At 57.4% G+C, this 21291-nt stretch carries 12 protein-coding genes; 9 read left to right on the forward strand and 3 right to left on the reverse strand.

From position 1 onward, the window contains the following. Positions 1–232 precede the first annotated feature (232 nt). Positions 233–706: a hypothetical protein gene (locus tag EQG79_RS08910; protein ID WP_077921803.1), complete on the forward strand. Its 474-nt coding sequence runs from the start codon at positions 233–235 to the stop codon at positions 704–706. Positions 707–811: 105 nt separating this feature from the next. Here the strand turns inward: EQG79_RS08910 and EQG79_RS08915 are convergent, their stop codons facing one another. Both EQG79_RS08915 and EQG79_RS08920 read right to left on the reverse strand, forming a co-directional pair. Then, entirely contained in the window at positions 812–2035 is a 1224-nt protein-coding gene (locus EQG79_RS08915) for a DUF4861 family protein (protein WP_077921804.1), read from the reverse strand. A 48-nt stretch (positions 2036–2083) separates the two neighbouring features. After that, entirely contained in the window at positions 2084–4609 is a 2526-nt protein-coding gene (locus EQG79_RS08920) for a glycoside hydrolase family 95 protein (protein ID WP_394343301.1), read from the reverse strand. Between the two features lie 152 nt (positions 4610–4761). On the opposite strand from EQG79_RS08920, the gene EQG79_RS08925 reads away from it, so the two are divergent. Next, positions 4762–5799 carry a LacI family DNA-binding transcriptional regulator gene (locus EQG79_RS08925; protein ID WP_129601221.1) on the forward strand — a complete coding sequence of 346 codons (1038 nt, stop codon included), beginning with the start codon at positions 4762–4764 and terminating at the stop codon, positions 5797–5799. Positions 5800–5860: 61 nt separating this feature from the next. Here EQG79_RS08925 and EQG79_RS08930 read toward each other — a convergent pair whose 3' ends face one another. After that, the gene (locus EQG79_RS08930) at positions 5861–6877 is read right to left on the reverse strand and encodes a LacI family DNA-binding transcriptional regulator (RefSeq protein ID WP_129601222.1); all 1017 of its coding nucleotides are present in this window, start codon (positions 6875–6877) and stop codon (positions 5861–5863) included. A gap of 277 nt (positions 6878–7154) precedes the next feature. Here EQG79_RS08930 and EQG79_RS08935 point away from each other — a divergent pair, with 277 nt between their 5' ends. The 7 genes from EQG79_RS08935 (at position 7155) to EQG79_RS08965 (ending at position 21134) form a co-directional block, all read left to right on the forward strand. Beyond that, positions 7155–10184 (forward strand): SusC/RagA family TonB-linked outer membrane protein, encoded by a 3030-nt coding sequence (locus EQG79_RS08935; protein ID WP_129601223.1) that lies wholly within the window; start codon positions 7155–7157, stop codon positions 10182–10184. 71 nt (positions 10185–10255) lie between these two features. Further along, entirely contained in the window at positions 10256–11737 is a 1482-nt protein-coding gene (locus EQG79_RS08940; RefSeq protein ID WP_129601224.1) for a RagB/SusD family nutrient uptake outer membrane protein, read from the forward strand. Further along, positions 11734–14358 carry a glycerophosphoryl diester phosphodiesterase gene (locus EQG79_RS08945; RefSeq protein ID WP_240699316.1) on the forward strand — a complete coding sequence of 875 codons (2625 nt, stop codon included), beginning with the start codon at positions 11734–11736 and terminating at the stop codon, positions 14356–14358. Before EQG79_RS08940 ends, EQG79_RS08945 begins: the two co-directional genes overlap by 4 nt. Positions 14359–14418: 60 nt before the next feature. Beyond that, a complete protein-coding gene (locus EQG79_RS08950; protein ID WP_129601225.1) occupies positions 14419–16161 on the forward strand; it encodes a sodium:solute symporter family protein in 1743 nt (580 codons plus the stop codon). A 30-nt stretch (positions 16162–16191) separates the two neighbouring features. After that, complete coding sequence (locus EQG79_RS08955) at positions 16192–18252, forward strand: glycoside hydrolase family 2 protein (RefSeq protein ID WP_240699317.1); 2061 nt, start codon at positions 16192–16194, stop codon at positions 18250–18252. Beyond that, positions 18227–20569 carry an FAD-dependent oxidoreductase gene (locus EQG79_RS08960; protein ID WP_129601227.1) on the forward strand — a complete coding sequence of 781 codons (2343 nt, stop codon included), beginning with the start codon at positions 18227–18229 and terminating at the stop codon, positions 20567–20569. The genes EQG79_RS08955 and EQG79_RS08960 overlap by 26 nt, the downstream gene beginning before the upstream one ends. A gap of 271 nt (positions 20570–20840) precedes the next feature. After that, positions 20841–21134 carry a hypothetical protein gene (locus EQG79_RS08965; protein WP_129601228.1) on the forward strand — a complete coding sequence of 98 codons (294 nt, stop codon included), beginning with the start codon at positions 20841–20843 and terminating at the stop codon, positions 21132–21134. Positions 21135–21291: the final 157 nt, after the last annotated feature.

Consider the following 21291-nt stretch of genomic DNA (forward strand, 5'->3'; position numbering starts at 1 on the left):
TTAGTTTGATCAATATCAGCCGGGGTAAGTTGCATCGTTTAGTCCATTATTGATACGGATGCCCCATTTATTTAAACTAATACACCTGTATAGATCAATACTTTAGAACCGGTCTGTGAGAAATAAAGAAAAAAATAAGATTAAAAAATTTTAAGGGTGATTGGATAAGGCTACTTATTAATAATTGATTACGTTTGCACTGATATACTGATAAAACACTACTTCTGTCGCAATGAAAGCAAAATCAATTGAATTTTTCTCTCCTCAGGATAACAGCCAGCCTGCTAAAAAAAGTGTCGCTAAAGCGCCTAAACTGACAGGCTATATTTCGGCAGCAGGCAAGCTTGTATTTCCACACAAGACGGTTGAACAGCTGGGTCTGGATCCGCAGGCAACCCGGTTTAAAATTGGTACTCAGGAAGGAAAGCGCAAGTTGAAATCGCTGTACCTGATTCCGGGTTCGGCCAGTGAGTCCGATGCTTTCGAATTGGTTGAAGGAGCTAAAAGTTATTCTATTCCGCTGGGTGTAATCCTGCAGAAAAAGGGTGTCGATTACGCGAATACAAAGTACAACTTTACCATCCAGCCTTTTGATTATGAGGGAGATGTGACGGGGTACGAGCTTGAATTCGAGCAACCAGGGCCCAAAGCCGAGTACACCGGCAAGCCCCGGGGCCGTAAGCCCAAGGCGAGCTCGGACGAATAAGCTGTCCTGAATAAACGAGTCCCGGTTTTGTCAGCAACGTTACTGACAAAACCGGGATTCGCTGTTTTATAGCCTCCGGTCCGGACCCAGGTTAGGGAAGCCCGGTTACCGGCCTTTTCGGGGAGCAGAACCGCCGGCAGTTTCGGCTGAAATAACCAGCGGCTGGCGAAGCTGGTTGGCGTATGATTGCAGGTAGGCAAACCAGGCGTCGGCTGAAGTAATCTGTCCGGCTTTATCCCAGGCGGCTCCGCTGTAATAGACGAAGGGTTTGTCCGACGGTAGGGCTGTACCGGCCAGCGCGTGATTGCGCTGCTGACGCAGGGTCGCCATCGGTACGGGAAAAACGCAGCCGATGCCAAGGGTGCCATCGTTCCCGTGTGCAGGCTCCCAGTAGCTCATAATTCCTGAGCTTTTGTCGAAGCGTACCTGACGCGGTTCCGGACGGAGGGTAATACCGACTACGATCGGCAGGGGCTGCGAAGGCGTATGGGCCAGCTGTACCTCGATCCGGCTGAGCTGTGAGCCCGCATCCAGCGAAAACGTTTTGATGGCGTTGACCGTTATGGGCCCAAACTGATAGGGCGAAAAACGAACCCGGAAGGTAGACCGGAGCGGCCCGTTGTCCAGTACCTGCCAGCTGGTGTAATTATGGATGTAGTTGATGGAGTCGCCCAGCCATATGCCTACGTCACCTGCGCCCAGGGTCAGCCCTACCTGATAATAGTCGAGACCCTGGCCGTGGTCTTTGTGGTAATCTCCGCTTTTATACCAGTCGTTGATCACCAGCTGGCTGGTTCGCTTGGCCCACACATCGGTGCCATAGGCGTTGTCGGACCGGCCGTTCAGGGATTTGCCGTAGATCCGGAAGGCGATCCGGTCGTTTTCCCAGGCAAAATCATCATACCGCTCCGGTACGAAACGGCAGTAGGTTTTTTGGGCAACGGGAGCGGGCTGCCCCTTACGCAAGGTTAGCAGGATGGTTTGTTTGGGCGCTACGGTCAGCTGTACCAGCAGGTTCTGTACGGTTCTCTGGCCCCGCCGTTCGAACTGATACGGCACCGGCTCACCCGTCGATGCCTGTACGATCTGCAACTGGGTGGTATCTACGGCGGGGTAGGCCTGCCGCACAACGGACCACGGAATCTCCAGCACGGCCTGGGTCCAGGGGGTGGTACCCGGGTTCATGATCCGGACCTGTCCCGATGTCGCTGACCGACTGGCCGACTGAGCCGTTACGGGGTTCGGGATAAGGCATAAACCACCGTTTAGAAGGAGGAGCAGGAGGGCAAGCCGACCCGCCTGGGATAACAGATAAGAGGTTGTTCGCATGAGATTAAGTGGATTGGCCAGCCAAAGAAGAGGCAGCTGACCGGATGGTTATTTTTTTAGGACCAGCGTATAGGTTCGTCCGGGCTGGGTCGCGAAACTGTATACCGACCCGATCCGGGGTTTCATCATCCGTAGCTGAGCCGCTGGCGATACGATCGGTTCTTTCACCGTTGTCAGCTGGTAAAAGGGGTTAGGGTTTTGGGCGGGGTTGAGTTCAACCGAAAACCCCTTGCCCTGCATGGCGTTGGGCACCCGGATCTGGCACTGCCCGCCCAGGGTCGATCGGATAACCACACTGGTAACCTGGCCGTCCTGCCAGTCGAGAGAAACCAGCTCGAAGCCTCCGCGGGCCCGTAGCCCGGTAATGTGGCCCGCAGGCCAGCGGTCGGGGAGGGCCGGCAGCAGATGAATGGCTCCGTCGTGGCTTTGCATGAGCATTTCGGCAATACCGGCCGTACAGCCAAAGTTGCCGTCGATCTGGAAGGGCGGGTGGGCATCGAAGAGGTTTTTGTACGTACCGCCAACGCCTGTGCCACCGACGCGTTTCCGGCCGCTTTCGTCGACCGGCGATAGCTGATTGGTAATGAGTGTATAGGCCCGGTTCCCGTCGAGCAGCCGTGCCCACCAGTTTACCTTCCAGCCCATACTCCAGCCCGTTGAGGCATCGCCCCGCTGCTCCAGGGTGTTGCGGGCGGCCGTAAACAGCTGTGGCGTACGAAAGGCCGATACCTGCGCCGACGGATAGAGGCCGTACAGGTGCGAGATATGCCGGTGTTTATCGTTTGGATCGTCGAGGTCGTCGAGCCACTCCTGAAGCTGGCCGTGTTTACCGACCTGCATGGGCGGTAGCTGCGCCAGTTTCTCTCGAACGATACGGACAAAATCGGCGTCTGTATTCAATTCCTGCGCGGCCCGGATAACGCTGGTGAACAGATCGAAGACCAGCTGGTTGTCCATCGTCACCCCCGCGTCGATGGAGGTTTTGGGGCGGGTGACCGGCGCGTTTTCGGGCGACATGCCGGGGCATACGACCAGGTAATGGTGGTTGGGGTCTTCGACCAGGTAGTCGACGAAGAATTGAGCGGCTCCTTTCAGCGCCGGGTATACCGACGCAAGGTACACTTTGTTGCCCGAGTAGAGGTATCGCTCCCACAGGTGCTGACTAAGCCAGGCCCCGCTCATGGGCCACATGGCGTAGTAGATGGGATCGCAGGGGCCGGCAATTCGCCAGAGGTCGGTGTTGTGGTGCGATACCCAGCCCCGGGCGCCGTACATGACCCGGGCTGTTTCCTGCCCCGTCTGCGACAGGTCGTTCACCAGCCGGACCAGCGGCTGGTGCATCTCGGTCAGGTTCGTGACTTCGGCAGGCCAGTAGTTCATCTCCGTGTTGATGTTGATGGTGTACTTACTGTCCCAGGGTGGGTCCATGCGGTCGTTCCAGAGGCCCTGTAGCGTGGCTGCCTGCCCGATCTCGCCGTTCGGGCCGGGTTGCGAGGTGGCGATGAGCAGGTACCGGCCAAACTGAAAATACAGCGACACCAGTTGCGGATCGTTACTCGTGGCAAACTGCCGGATGCGTTCGTCGGTGGGCAGTCTGGCGGCATCGGTCGTGCCCAGATCGAGTCTGACGCGGTTAAAGTAGCGCTGGTAGGCAGCTACGTGGGTGGCCAGCAGGGCAGAGAAAGGCCGTTGAGCCGCCCGGTTTAGATACCCGTCGGCCAGCGCCTGCGGGTTGGCCGATAATGTCTTGTAATCCACCACGTTGGTGGCCATCGACACGTAGAGGGTGACCGCGCTGGCTCCGCGCACAACGACCGATGTATCGGTGCGGCTCGTCTGCCCGCCTTCGGTCCGTATTCGCACGTGGGCGTTGAAGCGCACCTGCCCCGGCACGCCCTCATGGTCGCTGGTGATACCCGACAAAACGAGTTTGTCAGTTCCTGCAACGCTGCGTTCGGTTCGCTGGGGGCTGTTCATGAACGCCGAGAACGACAGCTTGCCGGGCTGGCTGGCCGTAAGCCGAATGGCAATGACCTGATCGGGTGCCGACGCCATGACCTGTCGGGTGTAACGTACGCCATCTACGGTATAGGCCGTAGTAGCCACCGCCTTGCTGATGTCCAGATCGCGGTAATAGTCGGTATAGGTCTGGTGATTCGGGAAGTCGAGCAGCAGGTTTCCTACCGGCTGGTACTTCATGCCGCTATTCGTTTTAGACTCAATTTTTTGGGCGGCCAGTTGCTGAGCTTCGGCCTGTTTGCCCGCAAAAATCAGGCGTCTGATCTCGGGCAGGGCCGCCAGCGCATCGGGATTGTCGTTGCGGTTGGGGCCACCTGACCATACCGACGATTCGTTGAGCTTGATCACCTCCTGAGCCGGGTTACCGTAGACCATGGCGCCCAGCCGACCGTTGCCAAGAGGGAGCGCATCGGTCCAGACGTTACCCGCCGGTTGCGTATACCAAAGCGTGAGTGGACCCGGTTTGGGGCGTTGCTGGGCCAGGCCAGTGTGGGCCAGTAAGGTCCCTGCCAGCAGGAGAGCGTGGCCTGATAGCCGGAAGGTGAGGTTGCGCACGGAAAGAAAAGTTAGTAATAAAAAGTACCGGTACGCGTAGTAAAGCAGCAAACCAATGCTTCTTTACCTGAAAAAAGCCTGCTTATCCCCGAACCGCGGATCTGAATCAGCCGCCCGGAGATAAAGCACGATTGATTTAGTAGATTACACCTATGAAAACCGCTCCCGTTACGATCAAAGACATTGCCCGCTCGTTGAACATCTCGATTTCAACCGTTTCGCGGGCGTTGCGGGGCATGCCGGAAATCCACCCCGATACGCGCTCTGCGGTGATCCGGCTGGCTCAGGAGCTGGATTATCAGCCGAATCAGGTTGCTAAAAACCTGGTCAAGAGCCGAACCCGCACTATTGGCGTGATCGTACCGAACCTGAGCTACCACTACTTTTCGGCCATGCTCAACAGCATCGAAGAAGCCGCGTTGCAGGCAGGGTATAGCGTACTGGTGGCCCAGACCAACGAATCGTACCTGCGCGAAACAACCAATATTCAAAACCTGCTCCGCAGCCAGGTAGAGGGGCTGATCATTTCGTTGTCGCGCGATACCGACAATTACGCCCACGTTGACCGGCTGGTTCGTAAAAACGTGCCCCTGGTGCTTTTCGACCGCTATGCCGATAATATCGACGCGTCGAAAGTCATTGTCGACAACTACGCGGCTTCCTTCAAGGCTACCGAGCACCTGATTGAGCAGGGGTGTCGGCGAATCGGGTTTCTGGCTGGCCCGGCGCATCTGCTGTTGAGCAACCAGCGGGTCGATGGCTACCGCGCTGCCGCAGCCCAGCACGGGGTCGTTGCGGGCGGTCCGTACGTCCTTCACTGCGATTATACCCAGGAGAATACCATCGTGCAGACGCTGGCTATGATGAGCCTGCCCAATCCGCCCGATGGCGTCGTGACCATCAGCGACCGGGTGGCTTATCCGGCCATATACGCCATGAAACAGAAAGGCCTGGCGATACCTGACGATGTGGCGATTGTCAGTTTTAATAACGAGCCTGTGTCCGCTTTTTTTTCGCCAACCCTCAGCAGCATCAGCCAGCCCATCCAGGAAATGGCCGCCGAAACCGTTCGACTGCTGCTCCGCCAGATCGAGACGACCGACGCCACCGTGCCGCGCGAAACCAAGATCATGGAAACGCAGCTCGTGGTGCGCGCGTCGTCGCTCCGGACCGGCTACACCCTCAACTGAACAGTGACTGGCGCTTCGGCAGCTACTGCCCCGGCTGGCCGAACAGGGCTACTGGCGTTGATCACCCAACGGTCGAGCTACGAACAATCAGCTCGGTAGGCAGAATAACCGTTTCGGGTTCAGCTGCTGCTTCGGCAGCCAGTTGCCGGAGCAGCAGCCGCGCCGACTGCTGACCAATCTCGCTGACGGGCTGGGCTACGGTGGTCAGACCGGGTTCTACCAGGGCTGAGGCCGGGTCGTTGCTGAACCCGACGATGGCAATATCATCGGGAATGCGCAGCCCCCGGCCTTTTATGACTTTGAGGGCCTCGATGGCGGTCGGGTCGTTCACGGCAAAAAGTGCGTCGGGCGGTTGAGGCAGATTGAGCAGGTGATTTACGTAAATATTGGCCTTCTCAAGGGTCAGATCATAGGAAATGACCAGTTCGGCTTCTTCCGGAATCTGGTAGTGGCGCAGGGCATCGCGGTAGCCATTCAGCCGGTGGCGGCTGTTGGGAAGGCTGTCGGGTCCGGCCAGGTGTGCAATCCGGCGTCGACCGGTCTGGATCAGGTGTTCAACAGCCCGGAAAGCCCCTTCGTAATCATCGACGGTAACCTTCGACACGCTCATGTCCTCACAAACCCGGTTGAAAAAGACGACCGGGATACCCTTCCGTTGAAAAATTCGGAAGTGGTCAAAATTACGCGTGTCTTTCGTGTGCGACACCAGCAGTCCATCGACCCGGCTGGCCATTAGCGCCCGGGCGTTGGTGACTTCCGTTTCGTACGATTCATTGGAATGGCAGATCACCACGTTGTAGCCCGCTTCGGCCAGTACCTCTTGCGCCCCGATGATCACCTTCGGAAAGAAAAAACTTAAAAATTCGGGTACGATGATACCAATCGTGCGGGTCTGGCTGGTCAGCAGGGAGATGGCCAGCTGGTTCCGCTGGTAGTCGAGCTGCTCGGCCAGGTCGAGCACGCGCTGGCGGGTTTTGCTATTTACGTTGGGATGCCCCGTGAGCGCCCGCGACACCGTCGATTTGGAGATGCCCAGCTGTTGGGCAATGTCGACTATGGTAGGGAGGTGCTGCTGCATAGAATTGTATTTTTCTGATAAAGCAAGTCGGGTAGTGTTTATATCGGCTTAAACGTACAACTTTTTTTGGGAACATTCCCAATGGCAATTGGGAATGTTCCCAAAAAAATAATCAAAATATTCCTTGACAAAAGCTAGTTATGGAGGGAAATTAGAAGGAGTCGTAGGTAAGAAATGGCCCAATTGCTTCGCAAAGAGCTTTTTGTCTGATTCGGTCCGTTCAGGGTACCTACGATTGAAAAACAACAAAAAATTTAACTATTCCTATATACCCCTTATGGAGAAAGTAATACGTTTTATGGGTTGTCTGTGGCTGCTGATGGCCTGCACAGTAGCAGCCGCCCTGGCGCAGAACCGTTCGGTAAACGGTCAGGTTACCGGGCCCGACGGCATCGCGCTGCCGGGTGTCAACGTGGTTGTGAAAGGAACCCAGCAGGGCACCACCACGAATGCAGATGGTCGGTACTCGTTGTCGGTGCCGGGGCCGAACAGTATACTGGCGTTCTCGTACATCGGCTACCAGCCGCAGGACGTACCCATCGGAAACCGCGCCACTATCGATGTCATCTTACAGACCGACGACCGTTCGCTGAGCGAAGTGGTGGTGGTGGGCTATGGTACGCAGCGAAAGATCGAAACAACGGGGTCTATTGCCTCGGTAAAGTCGGCCGATCTGGTACAAACGCCCGTGTCGAACGTAGCTCAGGGCCTGCAGGCGCGGGTATCGGGGGTACAGATCAGCCAGAATTCGGGTGCACCGGGCGGCAACATCAGCGTCCGGATTCGGGGCACCAACTCGATCAACGGCACATCGGAGCCGCTGTATATCGTGGATGGGATTCAGATTTCAAACGGGGGAGGTATTACCGACGTAAGCCCGCTGTCGACTATCAACCCGAGCGATATCGAGTCGGTCGAGGTGCTGAAAGACGCGTCGGCAACGGCCATTTACGGCTCACGGGCCGCCAACGGGGTGGTGCTGATCACGACCAAACGGGGTAGGGCCGGCGTAACCCGGGTCACGTACGATGGCTATTACGGCACCCAGCAGGTGGCCAAAACGCTGCCAGTACTGAATGCCGCCGAGTTTGCCCAGCTCGAAAACGAGGTGTTCAAAAACAATTTCTACCCTAACCCCGGCAGTCTCGGCGAGGGGGTAAATTGGCAGAACCTGGTGTTTCAGTCGGCTCCGATTCAAAATCATCAGCTCAGCATTAACGGCGGTTCGGAGAAAACGCAGCTAGCCGTGTCGGGCAACTATTTCGCGCAGGATGGCATCGTCATCAACTCGGGCTTCAGGCGCTATTCCATGCGCGTCAACCTCGACCATCGTATCAGCGAGCGGGTCAAAATGGGGGCCAGTATTCTGGGAAGCTACTCGCAGAGCAAAAACGTTCCGTACGGGGTTACCAGCCTGGGCGATGGCGATGTGGTGACGAGCAGTATTCTGGGGGCGGCTGTTGGGGCTCCGCCAACGCTGCGGGCCTACCGCGACGATGGCAGTATTTTTCCGTTCGGCGAACAGGGTAACGGCCAGTACCGCGAAGTAGCCAACCCGCTGGGGCTGGCCTCGATCACCAACCAGATCGGCATCCGGCGGACGCTGGCCAATTTTTACGGCGAAGCCAGCCTGATCAAGGGACTGACTTATCGCGCGTCGTTCAACATAGACCTGCAAAGCAGCCTGCGCGATACGTATTCGCCCCGGTCCATTATTTCCCGAAACGACCTGAACGACAACTCGGGTTCCGGCTCCAAAGTAAACGCGAATAGCACCGTTCTGCTGCACGAGAGTATACTGACCTACGTGGCTACCCTGGCCAGTCAGCACAGCCTGAAGTTTACGGGCGTATTTGCGACCCAGAACAACCTGTCGAACTCGAACACGATCAATGCTACCGGTTTCCCTAACGACGCGACCGGCAACGAAGCCCTGCAGCTGGCGCTGGCCCGAACGGTAAGCAGCGGCCGCAGCAAAGAGCGGCTGGACTCCTACCTGGGGCGGGTCAACTATGGCTACAAGGATAAGTACTTCATAGACCTGACGGCCCGGGCCGATGGATCGAGCAAATTCGGCGCCAACCACAAATACGGGTTCTTTCCGGCGGTATCGGCGGCCTGGCGCCTGATCGAAGAACCCTTCCTGAAGAACGTAAGCTGGCTGACCGACCTGAAACTACGCGCGAGCTGGGGCATCACCGGCAACGCGGGTGGCATCAACCCGTACCAGTCGCTGGCTACGGTAGCCTCGTCGGGCAGCGATTATCAGTTCAACCACGTATATCTGACCGGTATCAACCCGTCGGGTATTGCCAACCCTGACCTGCGCTGGGAGAAGTCGGCGCAGACAAACATTGGTCTGGATGTCAGTCTGTTCAATAACCGACTGAGTCTGGTTGTCGACGTTTACGACAAAAACACCCGCGATCTGCTGTATATAAAGACTCTCCCGCTGTCGTCGGGATACGGGAGCATCACGGGTAATTTCGCGGGTCTTCAGAACCGGGGTGTCGAAGTGGCCGCCAATGCGCGCATCCTGCAGGGCGCTTTGCGCTGGGATGTATCGGCCAACGCGACTGTGAACCGGAACAAAATACTGGATCTGGACGGCGGCACCACCCGGGAGCGGTTCGTAACCACGTACAGTATTCTGGGCGTCGGACAGCCGCTGGGCCTGTTCAAAACCTACGTGTTCGACGGTATCAACCAGACGGGTGAAACCATCCTGCCGGGGTATGACGGGCGCCTGGGCGGTCATAAAGTGAAAGACATAAACGGCGACGGTACCATTACGGCGGCCGATCAGATCATTACGGGTAATCCGAACCCATCGTTTATCTTCGGGTTCTCCACCAATCTGGCCTACCGGAACTTCGACCTGGGTGCGTTCCTGTCGGGTACGCAGGGCAACGATATCTTCAACCAGGCCCGCTTTGCCTTTGAGACCCCGCTGGGGCAGCGAAACCTGCTGAAAGGCGTAGCCAACCGCTGGTCGCCCACGAACCCGAACAACGAGTTTGCCAGTGCGGCCCAGGGCAGCCGCCTGCCCGTGAGCGATCGCTTCGTAGAAGACGGCTCGTACATACGCTGCAAGAATATTACGCTGGGCTACACCCTGCCCAGGGTGAAAGGCATCGAGCGCATTCGGATTTATGCCAGCGCCAATAACCTCTTCACCCTGACGAGCTATACCGGCTTCGATCCGGAGGTAAACACCTACGCGGGCAGCAATACCGTGATCGGTGTCGACAATCTGGTCTACCCACCGGCCCGTTCCTTCCTCGGCGGTCTGCAGGTCACATTCTAATTGGCGACTGAGCGATTGAGCGAAATCCGCTCGATTGCTCAGCTGCTCAATCCCTCAATCTATTTTCTGCCATGAGAAAGACACTTATTCCTATACTGGCCTTTGTGCTGACGCTTAGCTCGTGTGAGCTGGAGGAAACAATCTACTCCTCTATTTATACCGAAGCCTTCTACAAAACCGCAGCTGACGCCGAAAAAGGCCTGATTGCGGTATATGACCCCATTGCCGATATGTGTGTGGGGCCGGCACTGACTATTGTTTCGGACTTCAGCGCCGATCAGTGCTACCCGCGGGCGGTGGTCGGGCGCAACACGCTTACGCTGTTTTCGTACGATCCCAACTACACGACCCAGCGCACCGCCGGCCGGTTAAGCGAAGCTCCGCAACAGATCTGGACCTCCTGCTACGACGGTATCGAAAAGGCCAACTGGATCATCGAAAAGGTGCCCAGCGCCAGCATGGACGCTACCCGCCGGGCGCAGATCGTGGGCGAAGCCTATTTCCTGCGGGCATTTTATCACTGGACACTGACCAAAAATTTTGGGGATGTACCGGTTAAAATCAAAGCCAGTGTCGATCAGGCCGAAGCGATAGTAGGCAAAAGCGCTCGAGCCGATGTCTACAAACAGATTTACAGCGATCTCGATCAGGCCGTAGCGGCCGGACTGGTATCCGGGCCGACGGTTGAGAAAGGACGCCCCTCTAAAGAAGCGGTCAATGCCCTGTACGCCAAAGTAGCGCTGTATAACGAAGACTGGGCCAGGGCGCTGCAGAAAGCCCAGGAAGTAATTAACGCCGGCAAATACTCGCTCATGCCCGATGTACGTGACGTGTACCGCTACGACCGCGAAGATCTGGCTCGGGTCGAGAATATCTGGGCGTATGAGTCCGAAGGCGGCTTCAGTCCCAGCCGGGGCCATCAGTTGTCGGGTCTCTGTGGCCCGCCAAACAGCGCCGGTGCCGAGTATTCACGGGCTTCGTTCGGGTCGATGTTTGCCTACCAGTCGTTCTTCAACTCGTTCGACCCCAGGGACAAACGGCGGCAGTTGCTCGACACGAGCTATGTGGACCGGAGCAACCGGGTGGTGCCGCAGCGTAGTATCACCCCGATCACGACCCAGGGGGTACTCATCAAAAAATACCAGGACCCGGTTTCGACGGTGGGCAACCTGCCCAATATCCCGATTCTTCGGCTGCCCGATATGTATCTGGTTGCTGCCGAAGCCGAAGCGCGTCAGAATGGGCCGACCGCGCTGGCCTACGGGTTCATCAACGTGGTTCGGAAACGGGCCGGGCTGGACGATTTGCGGACCGGATTGAGTAAAGATGCGTTCATTGATGCTGTCATACAGGAGCGGTCGTGGGAGTTTTTTGCCGAAGGCGACCGCTGGTACGACCTGACCCGTACGGGCAAGTACCTGACCGAGGTGCCCAAAGCCGTTAACAACGTTTACCCAACGCGCCCTGTACAGGCCCGAAACCGGTATTTTCCGATACCGCTCGACGAACTGAATGCCAACCCGAAACTGGAGCAGAACCCCGACTGGAAATGACCATAACCACCAATCAGATGATCAGAAACCGGACGAGTAGCGCGTACGTACGCCGGGGCCTTTGGCTGCTGGTCGGTCTGCTGCCGGCATCCGTAGCCTGGGCGCAGTCGGCTAAGTCGATAGCGCTGGGCAACGAGCAGATTCGGCTTCGCTGGTGGGCGGGTGCCAGCGGCTATCAGCTGGCCGAGCTGTCGGTCAGGCAGGCCAGGCAGTGGAAACCGGTAGCCAATCCGTCGGGCGAGTTTACCCTGCTCTATACGGCCAGTAAACCCGCTGCCGAACCCGAACGGACTTTTACTGACAATACGGGCCAGGCGTTTCCGGGCGAGGCCTATCATTATCAGCGCGACCAGTGGCGCCAGACGACCAACAGCGTGGGCCTCAACACCGCCGGTACGGCTTATCACTTCTTTCCGCAGGAAGCGAGCCAGTCAGGGCCGAACCGCATTCGGTTCCGGCACGAAACCGAGGTCGCTACCATCGTGTCGGACTGGTCGATCGATGCCAAACATCCGTCCGATCTGCTTGTTAGTCAAACGGTTACGGTTAAAAAGCCGGGTTTCTATTCATCGGCCAGCCCTACGGTGGCTACTGTGGCCGAAACGGATATGCGCTGGGCTGCGGTTCCGGGCTACTGTCAGGGCGATGCCATCCAGCGTGATTTTGTGCGGGCCTATGCCTACGGGCAGGGGGTTCCCGACCTGCCCGTCATCTACCGGGAGCGGTGTGCCAGTACCTTATGCCCGATGGTCAGTACAAAAAGTGGTCAGACCCTGGCCGTCATTCCCGATCCGTCGCTGGGCCGCGATCCATGGGCCGTCGATAAAATTACCCAGGAAGACTGGAATATTGGTTTGTCGCACAAAAACCGGCGTTCGCAGCTGAGCCCGACCCTGTATTTTCCGGTGCTGGGCGAGCCGAAATCGGAGCGTAAAGCCGGGGAGGTATTTACGTACTCGGTGCGGATCAGCCTGCTCGATGGCGACTGGTACAAGATGCTGAACCATGCCGTTTATGATGTCTTTCGTTTCGGCGAGTCGGTAGCGCTGCGGCAAAACAGGCAATCGTTGACGGATCGTATTCATCAGATGCACCAGTACCTGACCAACCCCAAAACGTCGCTGTGGAATGTTGAAGAGTTTGAAGGTAAAAAAATTGGGGCGCAGTCGTACCTGGGCGGGGTTGTTGGCTCCAACAAGGACGCCATGAAAAACTCCGACTACGGCGCCATGTGGATGCTGGCCGGGGCTACCCAGGACCCCTTGCTCACCCAGAACGTATTACCTTATGCGCTGAATTTCAAGCTGGCGCAGCAGGAAACCAACGACGATTTTTTCAAGGGAGCGGTAGAAGGGCAGTATTACCTGGCCAAATCCAAAAAGTTCGTGGAGGAGTGGGGCCCCGTGGTCGAACCCATTGGCCTGACCTATTATACCATGCTCGATATCGGCAATATGCTGCTCTTCGAGCCGGACAACGCCGACCTGAAAACCCGGCTTCGGCTGGGTGCTGACCGGCTGCTGGTCTGGCAAAAGCCGGCGGGTAACTGGGCGGTGGCCTATGACAAAGCTACCGACCAGGAAGTATTTCTGGACATTCCGGACGTTCGCCCCACGTTCTACGGTCTCATTGTCGCATACCGGCTGTTGCGGGACGAAAAGTACCTGCGGGCCGCCCGGAAAGGCGCCGACTGGTTCCTGACCAATGCCGTCGACAAAGGGCATTTTCTGGGTGTGTGTGGCGATGCCCGTTACGCGCCCGACTTTGCAACCGGTCAGGCGGCCCAGGCGTTGCTGGACCTGTACGACCTCACCAAAGACCAGCGCTATAAGGACGCGGCCATCAGAACCGCCAGACTCTATACGACTTCGATCTATACCCACCCGATAGTAAGCCAGGCCGCCAAGCAGGTGAACGGCACCAGCCGTCAGGATTGGGAAATTACGCAGTCGGGCCTCAGCTTCGAGCACGGTGGTATTTTCGGATCGGCCAACCGGCATGGCCCCATCCAGCTGGCCAGCCATGCCGGGTTGTTCGTGCGGATGTATGGCCTGACCAAAGAGCCGATTTTTGCCGATATGGCGCGTTCGGCGGCCATTGGGCGCCATGCGTTTGTCGATGACAAAACGAGTGTGGCCTCTTACTACTGGAATACCATGAACCGGGGCGCAGGCCCGTATCCGCACCATGCGTGGTGGCAGATCGGGTGGATCACCGACTACCTGATGGCCGAAGCCGAACTGCGGTCGGGTGGGAAGGTGTCGTTTCCGCGCGGGTTCGTCACGCCCAAAGTAGGACCCCATCAGACCTATGGGTTTGCGCCTGGCCAGATTTACGGTCAGCCGGCCAGTCTGCTCATTCGCGACGAGCTGGTAACCCCTGCCGACCCCAACATCGATTACATAACGGCGGTATCGCCCGATCAGAAAAAACTGTTTGTCGTACTGCTGAACAGCCGGGCGCAGGCCACTACGACAACCGTACGGCTGCAACCGGCTGGTATCCGTACCGGAACGGGGCGACTGAAAAGCCTGACCAGCCAAAAAAATCTGGATGCGCAGCGGGCCAGCCTGACCTTGCCTCCCTTCGGTATCGACGTCTGGCAGTTCGACTGGCAGTAGGGTGAACCAGGGTATACGAACTGCCACTCAACCGCCAATCGATTATTCAACCCATAGTATATGAATACAACCATTGACACCGCCGTTATCGTCATTTTCTCCGCGTTTGTGCTGGGAATCGGGATGCTGTTTGCCCGGACGGGGCGTAACCTGAAATCGTTTTTTGCGGGGGGCGAAGCCGTACCCTGGTTTATCGGCGGGCTATCGCTGTTCATGAGTTTCTTCTCGGCGGGTACGTTCGTGGCCTGGGGTTCCATTGCCTACAAGTACGGCTGGGTGGCCATTACCATTCAGTGGACCATGTGCATCGGGGCGCTGGTGACGGGGCTTTACCTGGCTCCGCGCTGGAAACGGGCCGGTGCGCTGACGGCCGCCGAGTTTATTCGGGAGCGACTCGGTCTGACGGTACAGAAAGTGTACATCTTTATTTTTACCCTCGTATCGGTATTCATTAAAGGCTCGGTGCTGTATCCGGTAGCCAGGCTGGTTAGCTCCTCGCTGAATCTGCCGCTGGTGCCCTGTACGATCGGGCTCGGTATCTTCATGATTGCCTACACCGCCGTGGGCGGGTTATGGGCTGTTATGGTAACCGATATTCTGCAGTTCGTGGTGCTGTCGGCGGCCGTGTTTATCCTGCTGCCCCTGTCGCTGGATCGGGTGGGGGGGCTGACGGGCTTCACCCAGGCCGTTCCCGACGATTTCTTCAACCTGCTCAACGGCGAATACACCATTGGGTTTATCCTGGCGTTTGTCTTCTATCACATTGCCTACATCGGCGGCAACTGGACGTTTGTACAGCGTTACACCAGCGTCGATAGCCCGAAGTCAGCCCGGAAAGTTGCGTTTCTGTTTGCGGGCCTGTACCTCATCAGCCCCGTTATCTGGATGCTGCCGCCTATGATCTACAAAGCGATCAACCCGTCGCTGGCCGGGCTCGACACCGAAAATGCGTATCTCAAAATCTGTCAGCTGGTGCTCCCGCCGGGATTGCTGGGGCTCATGCTCACGGGTATGTACTTTTCGACTTCCGCCAGTGCCAACACGGCGCTCAATGTGGTGTCGGCTGTGTTTACCAACGACATTTACAAGGGGCTCATCAGGCCCAATGCTTCCGACAGGCAACTCATTCGGGTAGCCCGTGGCTCGTCGTGGGTGTTTGGGCTGGGCATGATCGGGATTGCGCTGCTGGTGCCAGCTGCGGGTGGGATTGTGGAGGTGGTACTGAGTATTTCGGCTATCTCGGGTGGGCCATTGCTGGCGCCCCCGCTCTGGGCGCTGTTTTCGAAGCGACTGACCAGCCGGGCAACCCTCTGGATCACCAGTATTGGCCTTTTTGTCAATCTTTTTTTCAAGGTGCTTTCGCCCTGGTTGCTGGATTACAGGCTGTCCCGGTCCTGGGAAACGGCCATCGGTGTTGGATTGCCGCTGCTGCTGCTATTGATCTACGAGGTCTGGAAAGCCCGGCAGTCTGCCGCCCCGGCCGACGAGTACCTGAGCTACCGGCTGGCCCGCGCCCAGAAGCAGGATCGGGCCCTCCTCGAACCCGACCAGCCCGAAGAAGCGCAGGCCATTCGGCAGCAGAACCGGTTTGGGCTGCAGGTAATAGCCGGCTCACTGGTGTTTACCTCGTTGATGCTGTTGGGCCTGAGTTTTCTGGCTACGTCGGGAGCGGCTACAACGGCGGGTATTGCCGTAGTCATCTTACTGGCCGCCCTGATTCCCTGGCAGGCTTCCCGGCGGGTTCAGGTGCTGGCGTCTGACCCGCCCGTACCGGATGCCCCCAGCACCCTCACCAATGTATAACCCCTACGGCAACGCCCCTAAACAGCCTTTATGCATCACGCTATGAAATACCTGCTCACATTACTAGGCATCGCCGGCAGTATCCTGTCGCTGGCTCAGCACACCATTCGCGAGCCGAAAGCCATACGCTTACACGGGGCCGAATGGCAGTTTGCGCTCGATCCCGCCGGGGTGGGTGAAACGGGCGAATGGTACTCGGCCAAAGTACCCGCCAGCCGATTCGACAAAGTATCCGTTCCGCACTGTTTTTCCGTTGACCCCCGGTATCAGTTTTATACCGGCACGGTCTGGTATCGCCGGGCGTTTCCGTGGCGGCCCGCCGGGGGGAAACGCGTATTGCTGCATCTCGACGGCGCCTATTATGCCACCACTGTTTACCTCAACAACCGGAAAGTAGGGGCGCATGAAGGCGGGTATACACCCTTTAAACTCGACATCACGGACTACCTGAAAACAGACGGTACCGACAATCTGCTGGCCATCTCGGTCAACAACAATACCTGGTTGCCGGGCAGCATACCGGGAGCCAAAGACAACAACCAGCCCAACGACCCGTTCCCGGGCTGGATGAACTACGGTGGCCTGATACGGCCGGTCTACCTGACCGTTGAACCCGCCGTGTATGTCGACAACATCAAAGTTGAAACAACCCCCGATCTGGCCAAAGGCACGGCCGTGCTGACCGTCAGGACCCGCCTGCGCAACACGTCCGGGCAGGCCGTCTCGCCCGCTATGCAGCTACAGGTCCGGCAGGGTGAGCGGCCGCTGACGCTCAGCTGGAAAACCACGACGGGCCCCATTGCCCCGAACCAGACGGGTGTGCTGGAGGCAACAGCCTCGCTGAAAGCGGCCGATGTGAAGCTGTGGAGCGTTGATCAGCCCACCCTCTACGATCTGCAGGTAATTAGCGGGTCGGATACGGCCCATACGCCTTTCGGCATACGGAAGGTAGAGGCCCGGAATGGTCAGCTGCTGCTGAACGGCAAACCTATCCGGGTAGCGGGCGGTAACCGGGTTGTCGACTATCCGGCCCTCGGATCGATGGAGCCCGACTGGCTGGTCGAGAAAGATCTTCGGCTCATGAAAGAAGCCGGCATGGAGCTGCACCGCCTGACCCACTACACCCCGTCTGAAACGGTCTACGACTGGGCCGACCGGCATGGCATGCTCATCATCACGGAAGCCGGCAACTGGCAGCTGACTCCCCGGCAGATGGATAACGACACCATTCGGGCCAAGTTCAGGCAGCAGTTTCGGGAGATGGCCGAGCGCGACTGGAACCACCCCAGCGTCATTGCCTATAGCGTAGGGAATGAATACCTCTCCGAAACGCCTTCGGGACAGCGCTGGACCAACGACATGATTCAGTACGCCCGGCAGCTCGACCCGACCCGGCTTTACACGTTTGCTTCGATGCGGTTGAACATATTACCCAAAACCGCCGATGGCGAAGCCAGTCAGTACTGCGATTTCGTGTCGACCAATACGTATGGTAACCATGCCGTCGTTCTCGACCACATTCACCGGCTCTATCCCGATAAACCCGTATTCATCAGCGAGTGGGGCCGCCGGGCCGATACGGAAACCGGTGAAGCCGGTCAGGTAACCCACCTGGAGGAGGTTATGGTCGAGATCAGAAAACGGCCCTATGTTATCGGCGCGTCGTGGTGGTCATTCAACGATTACCAGAGCCGCCATCAGGGTACGAACCCGAACGGATACCGACCCTGGGGCCTAGTAGGACCGGAGCGGACAAAACGCCCGCTATATGCGGCCCACCAGCGCGAGATGGCCCCGCTGACCGTCCAGAAACTAAGCTTCACTCCGGGGGCCGAAGGGGTCCATACGTTGCAGCTCCGGGTGGTGGCCCGCGCTGATTTTCCGGCCTATACGCTTCAGAATTATCGGTTGCAGGCTGCCGATGCCAACCTGCTTATTCCGCCGTTGCAGCCCGGGCAGCACGTCGACCTGGCTGTGCCTGTTCGTGGCTTCGACCGAACACTCAACGTAACCGTCCTGAAACCGACGGGCTTTTCTGTTCTTTTTCAATCTATTGACTTAACGAATGATACGCGAACAAGCAACCGATAAACGATCCCTCAAAACCATTCGACACCAGGCCGATCTGATCGTAACGGGTGGTGGGTTATCCGGCACCTGTTGCGCCATTACGGCCGCCCGGGCTGGGATTCAGGTTATTTTAGTGCAGGACAGGCCCGTGCTGGGTGGGAATGCTTCGAGCGAAGTTCGGCTGTGGGTACTGGGCGCTACATCTCACATGGGCAACAACAACCGCTGGGCTCGCGAAGGGGGCGTTATCGACGAACTGCTGGTTGAAAACCTGTACCGAAACCCCGAAGGGAACCCGCTCATCTTCGATACCATCCTGCTCGAAAAAGTAATGAACGAGCCCAACATTCGGCTGTTGCTGAATACGGCGGTATACGAGGTAGAAAAGTCCGACGCCGATACGATCAGCGGGCTGAAAGCCTTCTGTAGTCAGAACAGTACCCTTTACGAGCTGTCGGCTCCTTTGTTCTGTGATGCATCGGGCGATGGGATTGTGGCGTTTCAGGCCGGAGCCGCCTTTCGGATGGGGGCGGAGTCGCGCGAGGAGTTTGGGGAGAAGTTTGCCCCAACAGCCGAGTACGGTGAGTTGCTGGGCCACTCGCTATATTTCTATACCAAAGATACAGGCAGGCCCGTCCGGTTTGTACCACCGGCCTATGCGCTCGATGACATCACCAAAATTCCGCGCTATCGACGGTTCAACGCCCAGGAGTACGGCTGCCAGCTCTGGTGGATCGAATACGGGGGTCGGCTCGATACCGTTCACGATACGGAAGCTATCAAGTGGGAGCTGTGGAAGGTCGTATACGGCGTCTGGAACCACATCAAAAACTCCGGTCTGTTTCCGGAAGCCGAAACGATGACGCTCGAGTGGGTCGGTCATATTCCCGGCAAGCGCGAAAGCCGCCGGTTCGAGGGCGACTACCTGCTGACACAACAGGATATCGTAGAGCAGCGTACCCATGCCGATGCGGTCGCGTTCGGGGGCTGGTCGATCGATCTGCACCCGGCCGATGGTGTGTTTTCCGAAAAGCCGGGCTGCAACCAGTGGCATAGTAAAGGTATCTATCAGATTCCGTACCGCTGTCTGTACAGCCGGAACATCACCAACCTCTTCCTGGCCGGGCGTATCATCAGCGCTACCCATGTAGCCTTCGGATCGTCGCGGGTGATGGGAACAAGCGCTCACGTAGGCCAGGCCGTCGGTATGGCAGCCGCGCTTTGTACACGGCATACCCTATTACCCCGCCAGTTGGTAGCCCCCGTAGAGACGCAACCCTTTGCGTCTCATGTGCGCCAGCCGGTTTCAGCTGACGCGCCAGAGACGCAAAGGGTTGCGTCTCTACAGGTGGAACTGCTGAAAACGGGGCACCATATTCCTGGCTTTCGGCTGAATGACCCGGACGATCTGGTTCAGCAGGCTTCGCTTCGGGCGTCGAGTGAGTACCGGCTGGCGGCCTTTCCGCCCGATGGGCCACTGCTGCCGCTGGCGCAATCGGCCGCGCAGATGCTGCCGCTGCCGGCCGGTCCCGTTCCCGGTCTGACGGCCTGGGTAGTGGCCGATGAAGAGACAGAACTGACGGTTGAGCTACGGCGAAGCAGCAAGGCCGATAACCATACGCCCGATGTGACCCTGGAGACGGTCCGCATCCCGCTGCAGAAAGGACGCCAGGCCCTGGATCTGCACTTCCAGGCCCATGTTGAGGAGCCCTGCTACGTGTTTGTCATGTTTCTCAAAAACAACTCCGTTCAGCTCCAGTACAGTCTGTTTCGGGTAACGGGGGTATTGTCGGTTTTCAACAAGATCAATCCCGCAGTGTCCAACTACGGCAAGCAGGAGCCAACGGAAGACATCGGAGTCGATACGTTCGAATTCTGGTGCCCTGAACGTCGTCCGCTGGGGTATAATATTGCCCTGACGCTGGATACGCCGATCCGGCTGTTCGGAGCCGGGAATGTACGCAACGGCATTCAGCGCCCCACCCGACAGCCCAACGCCTACGTGGCCGATCCGGCCGATCCGAACCCGACTGTAACCCTGAGCTGGCCCACGACCCAGCGCATTGCCCGCGTCGATCTTTTTTTTGATACCGATTATGATCACCCGCTGGAGTCGGTTATTATGATTCATCCCGAAACGGCTTCGCCTTTCTGCGTGCGGGAGTACATCCTGTGTAACGACAGGCAGGAGCGGGTCTGGCATGAGACGGCCAACCATCAAAGCCATACCGTCATCCGATTCGATCAGCCGGTTGTGACCAGCAGTCTAACCATTCATCTGAAAGCCACGAACGGCACCGCCCCGGCCAGCCTGATGGAGGTTCGATGTTACGCGTAACGTCAAGGTCTGTAATCGGTCGGTGACGACGCCAACAGGTCACTGATTTCTGTCAAAAGCCCCATGAACTGGGGCTTTTTTTGTAAAAAAATACCTTTAAAGAACTAAAATGGCTGAAATGAGGAAAACTGTGACCGAAATGCGTTAATATCCATTGTGAACAAAAAACAATATTTGTTTATTATTTATGTCTGTCTACGAAGCCGCTGGACTATCACACATCAACAAACGGCCAGCGCTTTTTTTGTACGACTGATAATTCCAGACTCCTATGCAATATATTGATGAATCGAAAGCCTTTAAGCGAGTTACCTGTACCATCAGGCTCGGCCGTCAGCCAGTCAGCAAAAGTCAGCACCAGACTCTTCCCGAGCAGACGATCCCTTTTCTACGCAAAACGCTTTTAGACAGAAACTGGTCTGCCGAAAACAAGCTACCCGAAGTCGGAGAACCGCAGGGGGTACCGATGGACGAGTTTGAACGGCTCTTTCAACAGTATAAACGAGCTGGGCATGAGTACTACCAAAGGCTAAGTCAGCAGACCGATAAAACAGATCCCCGCTAGGCTACTGTTTTTCTGCTCTCCTAAAACGGCCACCGACCCGCTTATCTACAGGCGGGCCAGTGGCCGTTCTCATGGGCGCCAGCTTTACCATCTATTGGCTTCGTCGGTACGGGGTCCGCTACGGGAAAAGATGGCCTGATCACCCCCCGAATTTGCC

It is taken from the genome of Spirosoma sordidisoli, from assembly GCF_004138325.1.
In the GTDB taxonomy this organism is placed as follows: Bacteria; Bacteroidota; Bacteroidia; order Cytophagales; family Spirosomataceae; genus Spirosoma; species Spirosoma sordidisoli.

What these genes read in the sequence shown, in the direction of transcription:
- EQG79_RS08910 (WP_077921803.1), top strand. Translation starts at nt 233, where the DNA reads ATGAAAGCAAAATCAATTGAATTTTTCTCTCCTCAGGATAACAGCCAG.
- EQG79_RS08915 (WP_077921804.1), bottom strand. Translation starts at nt 2,035, where the DNA reads ATGCGAACAACCTCTTATCTGTTATCCCAGGCGGGTCGGCTTGCCCTC.
- EQG79_RS08925 (WP_129601221.1), top strand. Translation starts at nt 4,762, where the DNA reads ATGAAAACCGCTCCCGTTACGATCAAAGACATTGCCCGCTCGTTGAAC.
- EQG79_RS08930 (WP_129601222.1), bottom strand. Translation starts at nt 6,877, where the DNA reads ATGCAGCAGCACCTCCCTACCATAGTCGACATTGCCCAACAGCTGGGC.
- EQG79_RS08935 (WP_129601223.1), top strand. Translation starts at nt 7,155, where the DNA reads ATGGAGAAAGTAATACGTTTTATGGGTTGTCTGTGGCTGCTGATGGCC.
- EQG79_RS08940 (WP_129601224.1), top strand. Translation starts at nt 10,256, where the DNA reads ATGAGAAAGACACTTATTCCTATACTGGCCTTTGTGCTGACGCTTAGC.
- EQG79_RS08945 (WP_240699316.1), top strand. Translation starts at nt 11,734, where the DNA reads ATGACCATAACCACCAATCAGATGATCAGAAACCGGACGAGTAGCGCG.
- EQG79_RS08950 (WP_129601225.1), top strand. Translation starts at nt 14,419, where the DNA reads ATGAATACAACCATTGACACCGCCGTTATCGTCATTTTCTCCGCGTTT.
- EQG79_RS08955 (WP_240699317.1), top strand. Translation starts at nt 16,192, where the DNA reads ATGCATCACGCTATGAAATACCTGCTCACATTACTAGGCATCGCCGGC.
- EQG79_RS08960 (WP_129601227.1), top strand. Translation starts at nt 18,227, where the DNA reads ATGATACGCGAACAAGCAACCGATAAACGATCCCTCAAAACCATTCGA.
- EQG79_RS08965 (WP_129601228.1), top strand. Translation starts at nt 20,841, where the DNA reads ATGCAATATATTGATGAATCGAAAGCCTTTAAGCGAGTTACCTGTACC.